General features: G+C 66.6%; 12 protein-coding genes and 1 riboswitch. Of the genes, 7 read left to right on the top strand and 5 right to left on the bottom strand.

Going from position 1 to position 15794, the window contains the following annotated elements; all coding sequences use genetic code 11:
* Positions 1–80: 80 nt before the first annotated feature.
* The 4 genes from AB4Z00_RS06100 to AB4Z00_RS06085 all read left to right on the top strand — a co-directional run bounded on the left by AB4Z00_RS06100 (position 81) and on the right by AB4Z00_RS06085 (position 4622).
* The gene (locus tag AB4Z00_RS06100) at positions 81–1460 is read left to right on the top strand and encodes a CitMHS family transporter (protein ID WP_442045319.1); all 1380 of its coding nucleotides are present in this window, start codon (positions 81–83) and stop codon (positions 1458–1460) included.
* Between the two features lie 388 nt (positions 1461–1848).
* A complete protein-coding gene (locus AB4Z00_RS06095) occupies positions 1849–2892 on the top strand; it encodes an AbrB family transcriptional regulator (protein ID WP_442045318.1) in 1044 nt (347 codons plus the stop codon).
* A complete protein-coding gene (locus AB4Z00_RS06090; RefSeq protein ID WP_442045317.1) occupies positions 2889–3968 on the top strand; it encodes an ATP-binding protein in 1080 nt (359 codons plus the stop codon). The genes AB4Z00_RS06095 and AB4Z00_RS06090 overlap by 4 nt, the downstream gene beginning before the upstream one ends.
* A gap of 6 nt (positions 3969–3974) precedes the next feature.
* On the top strand, positions 3975–4622 hold the full coding sequence (locus AB4Z00_RS06085) for a YjbE family putative metal transport protein (protein ID WP_132267520.1): 648 nt from the start codon (positions 3975–3977) through the stop codon (positions 4620–4622).
* Positions 4623–4697: 75 nt separating this feature from the next.
* Here the strand turns inward: AB4Z00_RS06085 and epsC are convergent, their stop codons facing one another.
* A complete protein-coding gene (epsC, locus tag AB4Z00_RS06080) occupies positions 4698–5762 on the bottom strand; it encodes a serine O-acetyltransferase EpsC (protein ID WP_442045316.1) in 1065 nt (354 codons plus the stop codon).
* 312 nt (positions 5763–6074) lie between these two features.
* Positions 6075–6184, top strand: a riboswitch (TPP riboswitch).
* Positions 6185–6288: 104 nt separating this feature from the next.
* On the opposite strand from epsC, the gene AB4Z00_RS06075 reads away from it, so the two are divergent.
* The 3 genes from AB4Z00_RS06075 to pnuC are packed head-to-tail and all read left to right on the top strand — an operon-like array spanning position 6289 to position 10303.
* Positions 6289–8544: a TonB-dependent receptor gene (locus AB4Z00_RS06075; protein ID WP_442045473.1), complete on the top strand. Its 2256-nt coding sequence runs from the start codon at positions 6289–6291 to the stop codon at positions 8542–8544.
* 2 nt (positions 8545–8546) lie between these two features.
* Positions 8547–9743 carry a phosphotransferase enzyme family protein gene (locus tag AB4Z00_RS06070; protein WP_442045315.1) on the top strand — a complete coding sequence of 399 codons (1197 nt, stop codon included), beginning with the start codon at positions 8547–8549 and terminating at the stop codon, positions 9741–9743.
* Positions 9743–10303, top strand: coding sequence for a nicotinamide riboside transporter PnuC (gene pnuC, locus AB4Z00_RS06065; protein WP_442045314.1), 561 nt, complete (start codon positions 9743–9745; stop codon positions 10301–10303). Before AB4Z00_RS06070 ends, pnuC begins: the two co-directional genes overlap by 1 nt.
* Positions 10304–10510: 207 nt before the next feature.
* On the opposite strand, the gene AB4Z00_RS06060 is transcribed toward pnuC, so the two are convergent.
* From AB4Z00_RS06060 to AB4Z00_RS06045, 4 genes are read right to left on the bottom strand one after another with little or no spacing between them, the layout of a single operon-like run.
* On the bottom strand, positions 10511–11830 hold the full coding sequence (locus AB4Z00_RS06060) for a glycosyltransferase family 4 protein (protein WP_442045313.1): 1320 nt from the start codon (positions 11828–11830) through the stop codon (positions 10511–10513).
* A 14-nt stretch (positions 11831–11844) separates the two neighbouring features.
* Positions 11845–12393, bottom strand: a complete 549-nt coding sequence (locus tag AB4Z00_RS06055) for a polysaccharide biosynthesis/export family protein (RefSeq protein ID WP_132267508.1) — start codon at positions 12391–12393, stop codon at positions 11845–11847.
* A 32-nt stretch (positions 12394–12425) separates the two neighbouring features.
* Positions 12426–13553: a glycosyltransferase gene (locus AB4Z00_RS06050; RefSeq protein ID WP_442045312.1), complete on the bottom strand. Its 1128-nt coding sequence runs from the start codon at positions 13551–13553 to the stop codon at positions 12426–12428.
* The gene (locus tag AB4Z00_RS06045) at positions 13550–15790 is read right to left on the bottom strand and encodes a GumC family protein (RefSeq protein ID WP_442045311.1); all 2241 of its coding nucleotides are present in this window, start codon (positions 15788–15790) and stop codon (positions 13550–13552) included. The genes AB4Z00_RS06050 and AB4Z00_RS06045 overlap by 4 nt, the downstream gene beginning before the upstream one ends.
* Positions 15791–15794: the final 4 nt, after the last annotated feature.

The raw sequence follows: 15794 nt of genomic DNA, 5'->3' as shown, positions 1-15794 counted from the left end.
CCAAGTTGGATTCAGGCGCCCCCACCCGACCTCCCATCCAGGGTACACTGCTGTGGAAGGTCGGGTGGGGGCGTGGGCCGGTGCCGCACCGAAAATGCCCCTCGGGGCATTTTCCAGACAGCTCCCTTCACATCCATGACAGACATTCGGGGACAATCATGAGTCTCGCCCTTATCGGCTTCCTGATGGTGGCCACTTTCATGACGCTCATCATGACCAAGCGGATGACGCCGCTGGTCGCGCTGATCGTCGTGCCTACGCTGTTCGCACTGCTCGCCGGGTTCCACTCGGGGCTGGGCAACATGATGATCGAGGGCCTGACCAAGCTGGCGCCCACCGGCGTCATGCTTCTCTTCGCCATCCTGTTCTTCAGCACGATGACCGACACCGGCCTGTTCGACCCGCTGGTCGGCCGCCTGATCCGGCTGGTGCACGGCGATCCGATGCTGATCCTGATCGGCTCGGTGGTGCTTTGCGCGCTGGTCAGCCTCGATGGCGACGGATCGACGACCTACATCATCACGATGGCCGCCATGCTGCCGCTCTACAAGCGCTACGACATGAACCGGCTCTACCTCGTCTGCCTGCTGATGGTGACGAGCGGGGTGATGAACCTCACCCCCTGGGGCGGGCCGACCGCGCGCGCTGCCAGCGCGCTGAAGCTCGATCCCTCGACGCTGTTCGTGCCGCTGATCCCCGGCATGGTCGCGGGCCTGGCCTTCCTGGTGCTGCTGGCGATCCACTTCGGCCGCAAGGAACGCCGCCGCATCGGCCGCGTTCACGCCGCGACACCGCAGGAACTGGCCGACTTTGCGGTTTCGCAGTGGCCCGAGGCGCGCCGTCCGAAGATGATCTGGTTCAATGCCGCGCTCGTCGTGGCGCTGCTGGTCCTGCTGGTCTGGGGCGTGCTGCCGCTGCCGATCCTGATGATGCTGGCCTTCGCCATCTCGATGATCGCCAACTATCCCCATGTGAAGGAGCAGAAGGAGCGCATCGCCGCCCATGCCGGCAATGTGCTGGCGGTGGTCTCGCTGATCTTCGCGGCGGGCATCTTCACCGGCATCCTTTCGGGCACCGGCATGGTCGAGGCGATGAGCCGCGAGGTCGTGAACTTCATCCCGCCCTTCCTCGGCCCCTACATGGCGCCGATCACCGCGCTCATCAGCCTGCCGGGCACGTTCTTCATCTCGAACGACGCCTTCTACTTCGGCATGCTGCCCATCCTGGCCGAAGCCGGCGCGCACTACGGCGTGGAGCCCATGGCCATCGCCCGCGCCTCGCTGATGGGCCAGCCGGTCCACCTGCTCAGCCCGCTGGTGCCATCGACCTACCTGCTGGTCAGCCTTGCCGGCGTGGACCTCGCCGACCACCAGCGCTTCACCCTGGTCCCGGCAGCGCTGTGCTGCCTGGTCATGACGGTGGTGGGCATGCTGGTGCTGGCGTTCCCGTTCGTGGGGTAACAGTGTTGCACCAGCCTCGGTTTCGTCATTGCGGCCCTGCTCGTCACTGCGAGGGTAGCCCGCCCCCGCGTCATTGCGAGGGTAGCCGGCTCCCACGTCATTGCGAGGGTAGCCCGCTCCCGCGTCATCGCGAGGGTAGCCTCCTCTCTCGTCATTGCGAGGGTAGCCCGCTCCCGCGTCATTGCGAGCGTAGCGAAGCAATCCAGGGCGGCGCCGCACCGCTCTGGATTGCCGCGCCCCTGCGGGGCTCGCAATGACGAAGGATGGGACGAGAGCGAGGCCGAGGCCGAGGCTGGGGGCGGAAACGGAAACGGAAACGGAAACGGAAACGGAAACGGAAACGAAGCCGAAGCCGAAGACCAGCCCGGGGCCGATCACCATTACGGTCATGATCCTGCGCTTTCTTGCCGCGCTCGCGCTGGGCGCGGCGGGGGGCGCGCTGTTCTGGGCGGTGGGGGCGCCGCTGCCCTGGGTGCTTGGCGCGATGATCGCTTGCGCGGTGGGCAGTATCGCCCGCCTGCCGATAGCCGCCTCTTCCGCCACCCGCCGCCCGATGTCGGCGGTGATCGGCGTGGTGCTGGGCAGTGCTTTCCATCCCGGCCTGATGACACAGGCGGCGGAGTGGATCGTGCCCATCGCGCTGCTGCCGCTGTTTCTTGCCAGCGCCGCGTTCCTCTGCGTCATCTATTTTCGCCGCGTCGCCCGCTTCGACCCGCCGACCGCCTATTTCGCCGGAATGCCCGGCGGCATTGCCGAAATGGTGCTGATGGGCTCCGAACGCGGCGCGGACGAGCGCATGGTCGGCCTGATCCACGGCGCGCGGATCTTCCTGGTGGTCTTCATCCTGCCCTTCCTGATCCGGGCTTTCGAGGCGGACGTCCATGCGCCCCCGTTCGTGACCGCGCTTGCCGCACCGGTGACGACGGAAGCGACCGGCTGGCCGCTGCTGTTCTGGGGCCTTGGCTGCGCGGTCGTCGGCAGCCTCCTCGGCCGGACCTTGCGCCTGCCGGCATGGCACCTGATGGGGCCGCTTTTCGTCAGCGCGCTGGTGCACCTGACCGGTCTTTCCGATTTCCACATCCCCGCCTGGGCCGTCGCCGCCGCGCAAGTCGGCCTTGGCGCGACCATCGGTTGCCGGTTCGTCGGCCTCGACCTGGCGACATTGGCGCGCACCCTGCTGCTGGCGGCCGGATCGACGGCGATCCTGCTTGTCATAACCTTCGGCTGGGCCTTTGCGATCGGCTGGGCTACGGGGCTCAACCCGGCGCTTGTCGCGTTGGCCTATTCACCCGGCGGGGTCGCGGAAATGAGCATGGTCGCCCTCAGCCTCTCGCTGGAGGCGGGCTTCGTCATCGTCCACCACCTCGTGCGCGTGATGCTGGTCATCGTCGGCGCGCCGCTTTCCTTCCGCATCATGGGAGCCCCCCGATGACCCCAGTGCCCGACCCCCGCGAACAGACCATCGCCATCCTCTACCAGGCGCTCGAACCGCCAGTGATCGACGGCGCGCGCAAGGAAGCCAAGCCCGGCGGCTATTCGGACAGCGGGGCGGACATCGGCGTGGCGCTCCTCGCCGCCGGGTGCACCCTGGCGACGCCGGTGGCAGACCCCGACCCTACCCGCGTGTTCGACTGGGTCTGGCCCGATACCGAGGAAGGCATCGCCGCCGCGCTGAACGCAGGGGCAACGCTGCTATGGGCCAATACCGTGGTCTTCGCCGGCCACCCCATCGAGGCGGCCAGTCGCAAAGCGTGGGTCGTCGGGCCGGACCCCCGCGCCATGCAGGAGATCGACGACAAGGCCGCCACCAATGCCCGGCTGCTCGACGCGGGCCTGCCGGTCGCGCGGTCCTGGCTGATCGATGGCGACGGCGATCTCAATGCCCAGCTCGCGCCTTTCGCGCAGGCCGTGCCGATCGTGGTGAAGCCCTTGCGCGGACGCGGCAGCCAGGGCGTGGGCGTGGCGCGGACGCGTGAGGAACTGGCCGAGCAGGTTCGCGAACTGGCGGAAAGCCGCCGCTTCGGCGCGGCGATCATACTGGAGCAGTTCCTGCCCGGTCAGGAAATCACCATTACCGTCATGCCCGCCGCCTGCCGCGCGGGCGAAGCCGGTCCTTTCGCCTTGCCGCCCGTGCGCCGCTTCGACCAGATCGGCGATGTGGCGCCCTATAACGGTGACGTGCCCGTCAGCCGCAACAGCGCCGCGATGACGCCCGGGGAATGCGCGGATCCCGCCATCGCCGCGGTCACGGCGGCCTGCGAAAAGGCCGCTGCGCTCCTCGAAATCCGCGCGACCATGCGGATCGACTGCCGGGCGGATGCCCAGGGCGCCTATTTCCTTTTCGACGTCAACGCCAAGCCCAACCTGACCGGGGCCGGCAGGCCCGGGCGCGAGGACGAAGACAGCCTTTCCACCATTGCCGCCGCCGCCTGCGGCTGGACCTATCCGGACTTTCTCCTGGCTGCCGCTCGCGGCGCCTGGAGGAGCCCCCAAGACCAACAGGGATAATACCACATGACCGACCTGTGGCAGCACATCGTTGCCGATTTCTCCAACCTCGGCTCGCCCACGGCGCTGGCCGCCTTCGGGCAAGTCGTGCTGATCGACGTGATGCTGGCGGCTGACAATGCCATCGTCGTCGGCGCCCTTGCCGCCGGACTTCCCGCGGCCATGCGCCGCAAGGTGATCCTGATCGGCGTGCTCGCCGCGCTGGTCCTGCGCATCGCCTTCGCGCTTGTCGTCACCCAGCTGATGCAGCTTGTCGGCCTGGTCTTCGCCGGCGGCCTGCTGCTGGTCTGGGTGGCGTGGAAGATGTGGCGCGAACTGCGCGAGGACGCGGGCGGAGAGGGCGATCCCGTCGCCAGCGCCGCGCCGCGTTCCTTCGCGGCGGCGGCCTGGGCCGTGGCCGTGGCCGACATCAGCATGAGCCTCGACAACGTGCTGGCCGTGGCCGGTGCCGCGCGCGACCATCCCGGCATCCTGGCCATCGGCCTGATCCTCTCGGTGGCCCTGATGGGTCTTGCCGCCAACCTGCTGGCGCGCGTGATCGAGCGCTATCGCTGGATCGCCTACGTCGGCCTGCTCGTGATCCTCTGGGTCGCCGGCAAGATGATCTGGGAAGGCCTGGTAGACCCCTCGCGCGGGTTGCTGGTGCTGTTCTGACAATGAGCTTCGGCGCCGCGGTGCATCCTGCGCCGCGGTCCCGGGCTTCCCATGCGCGCCCGCCGTCGGGGCCGCTCAGTTGAGCGGCGTGGGCGGGGGCACCGCGTTGCCGGTCTGCCCGTTCGTTACCAGGGCCCGAGCCTGCGATACCCGGCTATACGGCGGTACGCTGTGCGTCAGCCAGACATTGCCGCCGATCTCCGAGCCCCTACCGATCGTCACGCGCCCCAGGATCGTGGCGGCAGCGTAGATCACCACGTCGTCCTCGACGATGGGGTGGCGCGGCAGCGCGCGGACCAGTGCGCCCGAACTCTCCGTCGTGAAGTCCTTCGCGCCCAGGGTGACGCCCTGGTAGAGCCGGACATTGTCCCCCACGATCGCCGTCTCGCCCACGACCACGCCTGTGCCGTGATCGATGAAGAAGCCGCGCCCGATCCGGGCGGCGGGGTGGATGTCGATGCCGGTGGCGCCATGGGCGATTTCCGAGAGGATGCGCGCCACCAGCGGCGCACCCAGCCCGTGAAGGGCATGGGCCAGCCGGTGGTGGATGATCGCCAGCAGGCCGGGATAGCAGATCAGCACTTCGTCCAGGCTGCGTGCGGCCGGATCGCCGCGAAAGGCGGCATCGATGTCGAGGTCCAGCAGGCGGCGGATATCCGGCAGGCGGCGCGAGAATTCCAGCACCAGCGCGTCGGCGCGCTGCTCCACGGCCTGCCGCGCCTCCTTTGCGGCATAGAGCAGTTCCAGCCGGACTTGCGCCTGCAACCGGCTGAGCGCGATCTGCAGGGACTGGGTGACGAAAGTCGCTTCATTGTGACGCCGCACGAAGTCCGGGCCGAGCCGCAGCGGGAACAGCGCCCCGCAGAGTTCCTCCGCCACTTTCGCCAGCCGCACGCGCGAAGGGAAGCCCTCGGCCCCGTGCTCGGCATGCTGGCGGCCTTCCGCGCGCCGGTTGCGGCGGATTTCGGAGAGTTCGCCGGCAATGTCCTCGACATTCCAGAAGTCGTCATCGGGGGTGGCGGCGCCGTCCGCCGCCTGCCCATCGCCCGCCGCTGGAGGTCCGCCGCTCGTGGCCAGGGAGAGCGCGCCGCCGGGACGGGAATCGGCGGCGCTCGTGTCGCCGGAATTCGGGGAAGCCATCGTTTTCACCTCGTTGCTGAGGGATCACGACGCTTGGCGTTGTCGCCCCAGCATCGCGCGCTTTAGCGGTTGGTAACGCGGAGCAAGCTGCATCCCGATCAAATGCCGCGGGTCGACAAAGTGCGATGACGGGTATCGCCGACCGGACGCCCGTGCTCCGGTTATTCGGGCAGAGCGCGCCGCCGTCAAGCAAGCGCGGGCCGTCCGGCGATAGAAAATCTGGCCGGTGCGAAACGCCAAGTTGCGCCGCGCACCGCGGGGGCGCTGCCATGCGATTGGCCCTTCCCACGGCGCCTTTCAGCGCCTAGAGGCGGCTCATCCCCGGGGGGCCGCTGACGCGCGGCTGAGAGGTGGTCAGCAGACCACGACCCGCTGAACCTGATCCGGTTGGTACCGGCGTAGGGAGGGCTGGCGGCAGAACCGTTGTCCCTCCGATTGGAGTGGACGCGACGCAATGAATACCCTTTCCCGCTGCATGGGCCATGCCATGCTGACTCTCCCGGCCCTGTTCCTCGCGCCTTCCGCCATGGCGGAAACCGAAGCGGATGCGCGCGATGACGCCGCGCCCGGCAGCATCGAAGTGATCGGCCACCCCGATCCCGAGGGCCTGCTGCCCGACCAGACCGCGCCCAAGGCCGTCAGCGCGATCTCCACCGACTTCATCGTCAAGCAGGCACCCACGCTCAATGCCTTCCAGCTGGTCAATCTCCTCCCCGGCGCCAATGTCTCCTCCAGCGATCCTTACGGCCTCTCCACCAGTTCCAGCCTGACCCTGCGCGGCCTGGGGCAGGACCAGATCGGCGTGCTGATGGAAGGCGCGCCGCAGAACGACATTGGCTATTTCTACGCCTATCCCTCCCAGTTCGCCGATGCCGAAAACGTGCGGCAGATCACACTGGCGCAGGGCGCGGTGGACATCGACGCGCCGGTCGTGGCCGCCGCCGGAGGGCTGCTTTCGCTCTCGCTCGACGATCCCCGGCCGGAGATGGGCGGCCTGGTCAATCTCTCGGTCGGGTCCTACGACCAGCGCCGCGCCTTCCTGCGCTTCGATACCGGCACGATCGGCAAGACCGGCCTCAAGGCTTTCGTTTCCTATTCGAACAACCGCGCGGACAACTGGCGCGGCGCGGGCTACGACCAGCGCCAGCATGTCGATGCCAAGCTGCTGGGCGAATGGGGCGATGGCAACCGCGCCAGCCTGTCGCTCTCGTTCAACGAGGCCAAGACTTCCGCTTATCCCAGCCCCACCATGGCCGACTGGCAGGCCGCCGGACGCAGTTTCAATCACGATGAGCGCTACGATCCGACGGGCGCCTCGGGCAGCCTGGGAGGGACGAACTACTGGCGCCTCTACCGTGCGCCGTTCCGCAACTTCTATGCCGCCGCCCCGGTGCACCTGAAGCTGAACGACCGGCTGACGTTCGACAGCAGCGCCTATCTCCAGCTCGGCCACGGCAATGCGCCCTACGGCACGCAGCTCAGCCAAACCGGCAATTTCCTGGGCACCGAGGAACTGGTCCAGCCGATCACCCTGCCGGGCGCCGTGGACGGCGTGGCCACCGTGCTCGGCAACTGGACGGGCAAGCAGTTCCGCGTGGGCGATGTGAGCAAGCTGACTTTCGAGGCCGGCGCGCACCGGATCACCGCCGGGCTCTGGTTCGATTACGGCACGGACCGCGTCACCCAGTCCTACACCTCGATCGATGCCCAAGGCCACCCGTTCGACCAGTGGGGCTACCAGGACGAGGCTATCCGCACCGCCGACGGCCGCCTGCTCGCTTACGAGAACGCCCGGACCGAGACGGTCACCAAGGCCTTCTTCCTGGCCGACAGCATCACCGTGACCCCGCGCCTCGTCGTCGATCTGGGCTTCAAGGGCGTGGACGTGCTGCGCAATGGCCGCAATTATCTGCCGGGGCCGCAGCAGACCGTGCGCACGGACAGCTTCGCCGCGCTGCCCCGCGCGGCCCTGCACTATACCCTGACCGACCGGCAGCAGCTGTTCGCCAATATCACCACCAGCTTCCGCACGCCCAACGAGTTCGCGCTCTACAACAGCTACTATGGCGGCGAGATCGTGGGCGCGGGCACGACGAGCCTCAAGAACGAGTACTCGGTCTCGCAGGAACTGGGCTATCGCTACATCGGCCCCAGCCTGTCCTTCTCGCTGACGGCCTTCCACTACCACTTCCGCAACCGGCAGGTGGCCACGGTGGTGAACAGCGGCGGCGCCCTGGTGAATTCCACCGTCAACGGCGGCAGCCAGACCTCCTACGGGCTGGACGGCGAGATCGACTATCGCCCGGCCAAGGGTGTCAGCGTCTATCTCTCGGGCGAATATCTGCATGCGCGCCTCGATGACGACCTGCCGGTCGGCGGCGATTTCCTRCCTACCAAGGGCAAGCACGCGGTTTCCAGCCCCAGCTTCCAGTTCGCCATGGGCAGCACGTACGACGATGGCCGCCTGTTCGGCAGCACCGCGCTGAAATACGTGGGCCGCCAGTACGCCACGTTCATGAACGACGAGAGTATCAAGGGCTACGCCACGCTCGACCTCTCGGTGGGCGTGCACCTGGCCGGGCTGATCGATGCGCAGCGCATGGACTTGCGGCTCAACGCGATCAACGTGACCAACCCGCATGTGCTGTCCGGCGTCTATGCCGTCAGCACCAATGCTCAGGACACGGTGGGCCGTGGCGGCACGGTCATTTCGGGCGCGGCGCCGGCCTATTACGTGGGAAGCGGCCGCGCCTTCGTGGCAACGCTGAGCCGCGCCTTCTGATCGTGAGCGGCGCGGCGCCTCATCTCGTCCACGGCATGGGCACGGCGCTGGAAGCCCCGGCCTGGCCCGCCATCACGCCGGATGAGGCGGAAATGGTGCTTGCGCATTTCCCGCTCGCTGGGCGCGCTGCCGCGCTGCGCTGGCATTCGCCGCGACCCTTCTCGACCGCCGCCCTGGTCGAGACGGAACGCGGGGCGTTCTTTCTCAAGCGCCACCATCGCCGGGTCCGTTCGCCCGCCGCCCTGGCTGAGGAACATGCCTTCATCGCCCACTTGCGCGGCGCAGGACTGGCCGTGCCGCAAGTCGTCGCCGCGCAAGTGGGAAGCGGGCAGGATGGGAGCGGGCAGGATGGACTGGGGCAGGATGGACTGGGGCACGAAGGGGCCGGCATCGTCTCGCAAGGCGAGTGGACTTACGAGCTTCTCCGAAGGGCGGAGGGGATCGATCTCTACCGCGATCGCCAGTCCTGGACGCCCTTCCTCGCCGCGGGCCATGCCCGCGAGGCGGGCGCTGCGCTGGCGCGCCTGCATCTGGCAGCGCGCGACTTCGGCGCGGCTCCGCGGGGCAAGCATCCGCTCGTCGCCAGCTTCACCATCCTGCCGGCCTCGGACCCGCTTGCGGCGGCCGAAGCCTATGTCTCCGCCCGCCCGGCGTTGGCCGGTTACCTGGCCGACAAGCCCTGGCGCGGCGCGCTGGCGCGTCTTTTCGCGGCGCAGGCAGGCGGGCTCTCCACGCGGCTGGCGCAGCAACCGTCGCTGTGGACGCACAACGACTGGCATCCCTCCAACCTGCTCTGGTCTGCCGATGGCCGTGTAAGCAGCGTCATCGACTTCGGGCTGGCGACGCGGACTTGCGCGCTGCACGATCTCGCCACCGCGATCGAGCGGACGGCGGTGGCTTGGCTGGAGCCCCGGAGCGGTGATTTCACGGCGGATGCGCAGGCCGCCCAGACGCTCCTTGCTGGATACCATGCGGTACTTCCCCTGAGCCGAACCGATGTGGAGACGCTCACCCGGCTCCTGCCGCTGGTGCACATCGAGTTCGCCTTGTCCGAGGCCGACTATTTCGCCGGTATCCTGAACGACCGCGCGCAGGCGGACATGGCATGGCAGGACTATCTGCTCGGTCATGCCGAATGGTTTCTTTCCGCTTCCGGGCAGGCCCTCCTTCGGGCGATCGACCAGGGGGTGGCGGCGTGATGTCGGCGCTGGAAATCACGGCGGTTGCGGTCAGCTTCCTGGGCATCTGGCTTACGGCGCGGCGGCAACTGCTGTGCTGGCCGGTCAGCCTCCTAGCCTGCGCGCTCTATTTCAAGCTGTTCCTCGACGTGCGGCTCTATTCCGACATGGTACTGCAGGCGCTGTTCGGAATCGCCATCGTTTATGGCTGGACCGTGTGGGCGCGCGGCAAGGACGACGCCGGAGAGGTGATCGTCAGCCCGCTGCCGCCGGGCCGGGCGCTGATCGGGCTGGCGGCCGGCGCCGTGGGGGCCATCGCCATAGGCTGGTTCACCAGCCGTTTCACCAATGCCGCGCTGCCCTGGATGGATGCGGGGCTGAGCAGCTTCAGCCTGGTGGCACAGTATTGGACCGCCCGGCGCCACGCGGCCAGTTGGCTGCTCTGGATCCTGGTGGACGTGCTCTACGTCGGCATGTTCGTTTTCAAGGAATTGTGGCTGACGGCCGGCCTCTATGCGGCGATGGTGGGACTGGCCGTTCTGGGCTATCGGCGCTGGCAGCAGGCACGCAGCCTGCACTGACCCCGCGCTTTGCGGCCAGAATGCCGCTATTCCAGGCCTTGAAGCGCGGACGAGGTTCCCGATCATCGAACGCGCCTGGTGGGCACGGTCCGGCGCGCGAGCATGCGCCGCCTTGCCAGATCCCGCCCCGGCAAGGCGCTCGATCTGAAGCTCCACCGGGTAAACGGCGCGGTTGCAGGACGGCTCACGCATCGGCATAGGGCTGCTTCATACCGTTGGTCTCCGGAGAGCCGGGATGGCTTCTGGCCCGTGCGCCATTGTCGCTGGCCTTGGCGGCGCGGCATCGGCTCCGTCTTTCTCTTCGGATAAGGCCAGGACGCCGCGGTAATGGCCGATGGTCTGCGTTATCCAGTCCTCCGGCGTGTTGCAAAGCGCAAGGTATCCCGCGTGTCCGGCTCGCGACATCCGGCCGACCCGATCATGATCCCGGTGCAGTTCGAGCAGGGCATCCGCGAAGAGGTCGATCCTGCCGGTATCGATGGACAGGCCGAACCCATGGCCCGCCACTTCCTCGGCGATCAGTGCGCGGTGGTTGATCACGGCGGGCACACCCGACCCGATGGCTTCGAGTGCGACGAGCCCGAATGGCTCTGCCCAGCGGCTCGGCATGACCGCCAGGCGCGCCGTGGAAACCGCCTGCGCCATGCCGCGACGGTCCTGCCGCCCCAGGAAAACCGCCTGGGGATTAAGCCGCTGGACGATATCCCGCTCGCTGCCCTCACCCACGAACGTGATCGGAATACCCGCCCGGGCGGCAGCGCTCGCTGCCAGGTCCGCTCCCTTTTCCTTCGAGATTCGGCCGATGAATATCACCCCGGCATTGCGCTCTGCGGGCACACGCTCTGCCGTCAAAGGCGTCACGGGATTGCGCAAGGCCGCCAGCTTGTGGCGGGGCCAGTTCGCGCGGGCGAAAGCCTCGGCCTGCCCCGGATGGATGAGCAGCATCCGGTTCACGTTCGTCCCGCCCGAAAGTGCGCTTCGCCGAGCGACTTCGCGGCCTGACCGCCATAATTTCCGGCCGTAGGACGCCTTGTCGCACTGACGGCGAAGGCAGGGGCGGGAAAGCGGGGCGAGAGTGCAGTCCTGGTCCTGCCGATAGTCGAAGAACGCCCCGTTCGGGCATCCGTTGAAGTAGTCGTGCCCATGAAGGATCACGCGCTGCGAAACCTTGCGCAAGGCGCCGAAGACGGCGGGCGTGAGGATTTTGGACCAGCCGTGAAGGTGATAGACCGTTCCCGGCGTGTCGTTCCGCTCGATCCACGCACTCAGCCGCAAATGAGAGCGCGGATTGAAGAACCCCGCCGTAAGTGCGCCAAGGCTGGACCGCTCCAGCAGTGCCTTGCCGTGAAGGGGGATGAATTCGACGTCGCTGCGCGTGAAATTGCGCCCGGTATCGCCCGCCATGAACGTCACCGGGATGCCGCGTGCACACAATCCCTCCAGCAAGACCTGCACCAGGTGGGAGGCCCCACCCAGTGCCTGGCTGTAGTCGTGCAGCAGCACGACGCGGTCTATCTCGCGATCCATCGTCGGATTTCCGATCAGAAGTACCGGGGGCCTATGCGGATCGTGTCCCCGGGCAGCACCGCCGCGCCGCTGGTCAGCCGGTAGGACTGCTCGGACGTCTCGTTCGAATGACGAATATGCGCCACTCCCTGATTGGCGCGATACGTGAAGCCCCCGGCCTTGGCGACAAGCGCGAAGACGGACATGCCTTCCGCGAAGCTGTATTCCCCTGGCTTCTGAACTTCCCCCAGAATGTAGATCGGGCGGAAACTGACGACATCGAGCGTGATCCGGGCGTCGCGCACATAGCCTTCGCTGAGCAGGACCGTCAGTTCCTTCCGCAAGTCGGGAAGGGTCTTGCCGGCGGCCTTCACGCTGCCCACCAGGGGCAGGCTGAGATTGCCTTCGTCATTGACCACATATTCGCCCGACAGATCCTTTTCGCGAAAGACATCCAGCTTGAGCCTGTCGCCCGCCGCCAACCCTTGCGGGGCGGCGCCGACGGGCGGCAGTTCAGTCGTGGGCGTCACGCCGCAGCCTGCCAGCAGGGCGCTCAAGACCAGCACCAGCGATCGTTTTGCCATGAAATCTCCTGGAAAGAATGGCGCGGCCATCGTCAGGCCACGCGTTCAACAGAGGGACGCAGCGCGTCCAGCGCTTGCAATATGCCGCGATCGAACACGTCCGGCGCAAAGCGGCGGGCGTTCCTCATGGCGGTTTCGGGCCGGAAGGAAGGAAGCCAGCCTTCCAGTCTGCGAATGGCATCGCACAGGGAATCGACGCTCTGTTCGCGGTAGAACAGCCCGGTTTCTCCATCGACGATGGAGTCGGTCACTCCGCCTCGCCCGAAAGCCACGACCGGGCGCCCGGATGCGTTTGCCTCTACCGGGACGATCCCGAAGTCTTCCTCAGGCGTGAACACCAGCGCCTTGGCCGTGGCATAAGCTTGCTTCAACTCCTCGAACGACAAGCGCTGGCGCACTTCCACGTTCGGCCCCGCCCTGGCGGCGACGGCCTTGAACATCTCGCCGTCCCCCACCATCAGCGCCGGCACCCCCAATCGGTTGAAGGCCTCCAGGGCGATGTCCGCCCGCTTGTAAGGCGTCATCTGGCTGATCCAGAGATAGCGTTCCGTGATTTCAGGCGAGGCATGGAACGCGTCCACGGCGACAGGCGGATGGACCACGGCAGAGTCCCGCCCCCAGGACTTGCGGATACGGCGCGCCACGAAGCTGCTGTTCGCCACTATACCGTCGATCCGGTTGGCCGAACTGACATCCCATTGCCGAAGACGGTGGAACATCGATGGCATGAGCAATCGGCTCAGGTTCCCGGCGGATGATTTGTAGTCGTGGTAGTGATCCCACAAGTATCGCATCGGTGAGTGGCAATAGCAGAGATGGAGCGCGTCGGGATTGGCGATCACGCCTTTTGCCGGTCCGGATTCGCTGCTGATGATGAGGTCGTACCCGCGAAGATCCAGTTCCTCCAAAGCCATGGGCATGAAGGGGAGGTACTTCTGGTAGTGTCTGCGGGCACCCGGCAAGGCGCCGATGAACGTCTGCCGGACCTTCGCCGCGCGAATTTTCTGCGACACGCGGTCCGGATCGTAGACGTGAGTGAAGACATCGGCCTGGGGGAAGAGATCGAGCAGGCGCTCCAGCACGCGTTCTCCGCCGCGCATCGACACCAGCCAGTAATGGATCAGTGCCACGCGGCCAAATTGCGAAGGCATGCGGTTCATGAATAATAACCCCGATAATCCTTATAGAAGCTGGAGATGTCGCTGCCGCCGAAGCGTGCCTGCTTCTTCATGTCCACTTTGTTGAGGACGATCCCCAGGCCCTTGAGGGCGCGTGCGGGCAATTGGCGGACTGCGGCCTTGACCACCCGGTCCATCGTCTTGCGCCAATGCACCACCAGAATCACACTGTCGGTACGCGAGACGATCTCGCGCGATTCCGCGATGGGCAGGATGGGGGGGCAATCCAGCACGATCACGTCGAACTCCTCGCGCAGGCGGGCGACGACGCGGTGCAGGCGACCCTGCTCGGTCAGGCGCTCACCCTTGGGGAAGGCGCGGGTAATCGGAATGATGCGCAAGGGCGATTCCGGGTCCGGGTAATGCGCGATGTCCCGGCTTTCCGAGTGCAGCGCTTCGTAAAGACCCGGTTCGCCCTGGTTGAGCCCGAACTGCTTGCTCAATTGCGCGCGGATGACATCGCAATCGACGACGACGACACGTTCGTTCGCCATGGCTAGCGAACGGGCGAGGCAGGAGGCGATGGTCGATTTGCCTTCACCGGGCAGGGCCGACGTGATCGCAATGACTTTGCCTGAGCGCGTTCCCGTCTGGCGGACCGAAACGATCACATTGCGCAGAGATTCCGAGAATGCGCCGTTCGCATGTTCCCGGACGGTGTCGAGCGGCGTCCCTCCGTGCGGTTCCACAGAGCGATGCGCAGGAATGAAGCCCAGTGCCCGGACTCCAAGGCGGTTCTCGACATCGTCCAGGGTGGTGAAGCCGCGATAGGACAATTCCGAAAGGACTGCCAACATGGCACCCACCAGTACGCCGAGGACAAGACCCAGCGCCAGGTTCATCGGCAGGCTGGGCGAAATCGGCAGGACCGGGACATTGGCCGAGGACACCAGCCTCGCCGTGGGTTGCTCCGATCCGGTTCCGGCGACCACCGCATTGTAACGCTGGAGGTACGACTGATAGAGCGCCTGGGTCGCTTCGGCGCGCTTCTCCAGATCAGCCAGCGACACGAGTGCGGAGTTGTCCGCGCTGAGCTGCGAGCGCGTGCCGCTGCGGCTGGCGAGCAGGGACGAAAGGCGCTGGGCAGAGGTATCGGCGGTGCTCTCCAGGGCCCTGATCGATCGCGAGACTTCGGCAGCGATCTGGCGGTCGATATCCGCGACCTGCTGGCGGACGGTGACGAGATCCGGATTGCTGTCGAAATAGCGCTGCGACAGATCCCGCTCCCGGATGACCAATTGCGCTCGTTCGCTTCGCAGTGACGTGACGACGGAGGAATTGACGCCCTGGCCCACATCGTTCGCCCCGCCCGAATGCAGCTGGCGGCGCGCGCTGGACAGTGCGGCGGTATCGCGCGCGGCCTCGGCGCGGGCCTGGGCGATCTGCTGGTTGTATGTGGAGATTTCCTGTTCGGTCAGGCTGGTGGCCGCCGAGCTGAGCAAACCGTTGCGAATGCGATAGCTCTGCACCGCGGCGAAGGCATCGTTCGCCACCCTGCGCAATTCGTCCACGCGGCTTTTCAGGACTTGCGCGGCGGTGGCGTTGTTCCGCGCGAGTTCGCGTGCATCGTCGGTGGTGTAGAGTTTCGCGAAGGCATTGGCGACGCTTGCGGTCCTTGCGGCGTCGGAGTCCGTGAACGAGATGCGGAGATTGAAGGAATCGCCGATCCGCGCAACGTTCAGATGCTTCAGCAGATAAGTGATCGATTGCTCGCGCAAGACCGCCGACGAGAGCACCGGAAGCTGCGTGCTTCGCCGGAAGCCCATCGAGGCGAGCAGGTTGTCGAGCGCCGAACGCGGCGCCGCAACGTCCTCGGCGAAGTCCCGATCCCGGAGAAGGCCGGTGGCTTCGAGAACCTGAGCGGCCATCTGGCGCGAGGTGATCAACTGGATCTGGGTTTCCACATCCTCTGACCGGACGAGGGGCGGGACGCCGCTTTCTTCCGGATCATGCGGCAGGACCTGCTTCGGTGCCGTGATCATCACGACGTCCGCCGCAGAGGAATATGTGCGCGGCAGCGCCGTGGTCCAGAGCAGGGCGACCAGAACCGATATGGCCAGGGTCAGAAAGAACGCTTCCCGCCTCCGCCGCAGCATGGCGAACAGGGTGCGCACGGTGATCTGATCTTCGGAATAGCGATAAGAGCTGGCCGATTCTGGAAAAACCTGAGGGAGCGCGCCGGACGCTTGGTAGATCGCGGGAAGGTTCAAGCAATGCACTCCT

This window comes from Novosphingobium sp. YAF33, from assembly GCF_052113265.1.
Lineage (GTDB): Bacteria > Pseudomonadota > Alphaproteobacteria > Sphingomonadales > Sphingomonadaceae > Novosphingobium.
The sequence above is the reverse complement of the archived record's forward strand: the minus strand, read 5'-3'. Positions and strand labels throughout refer to the sequence as shown.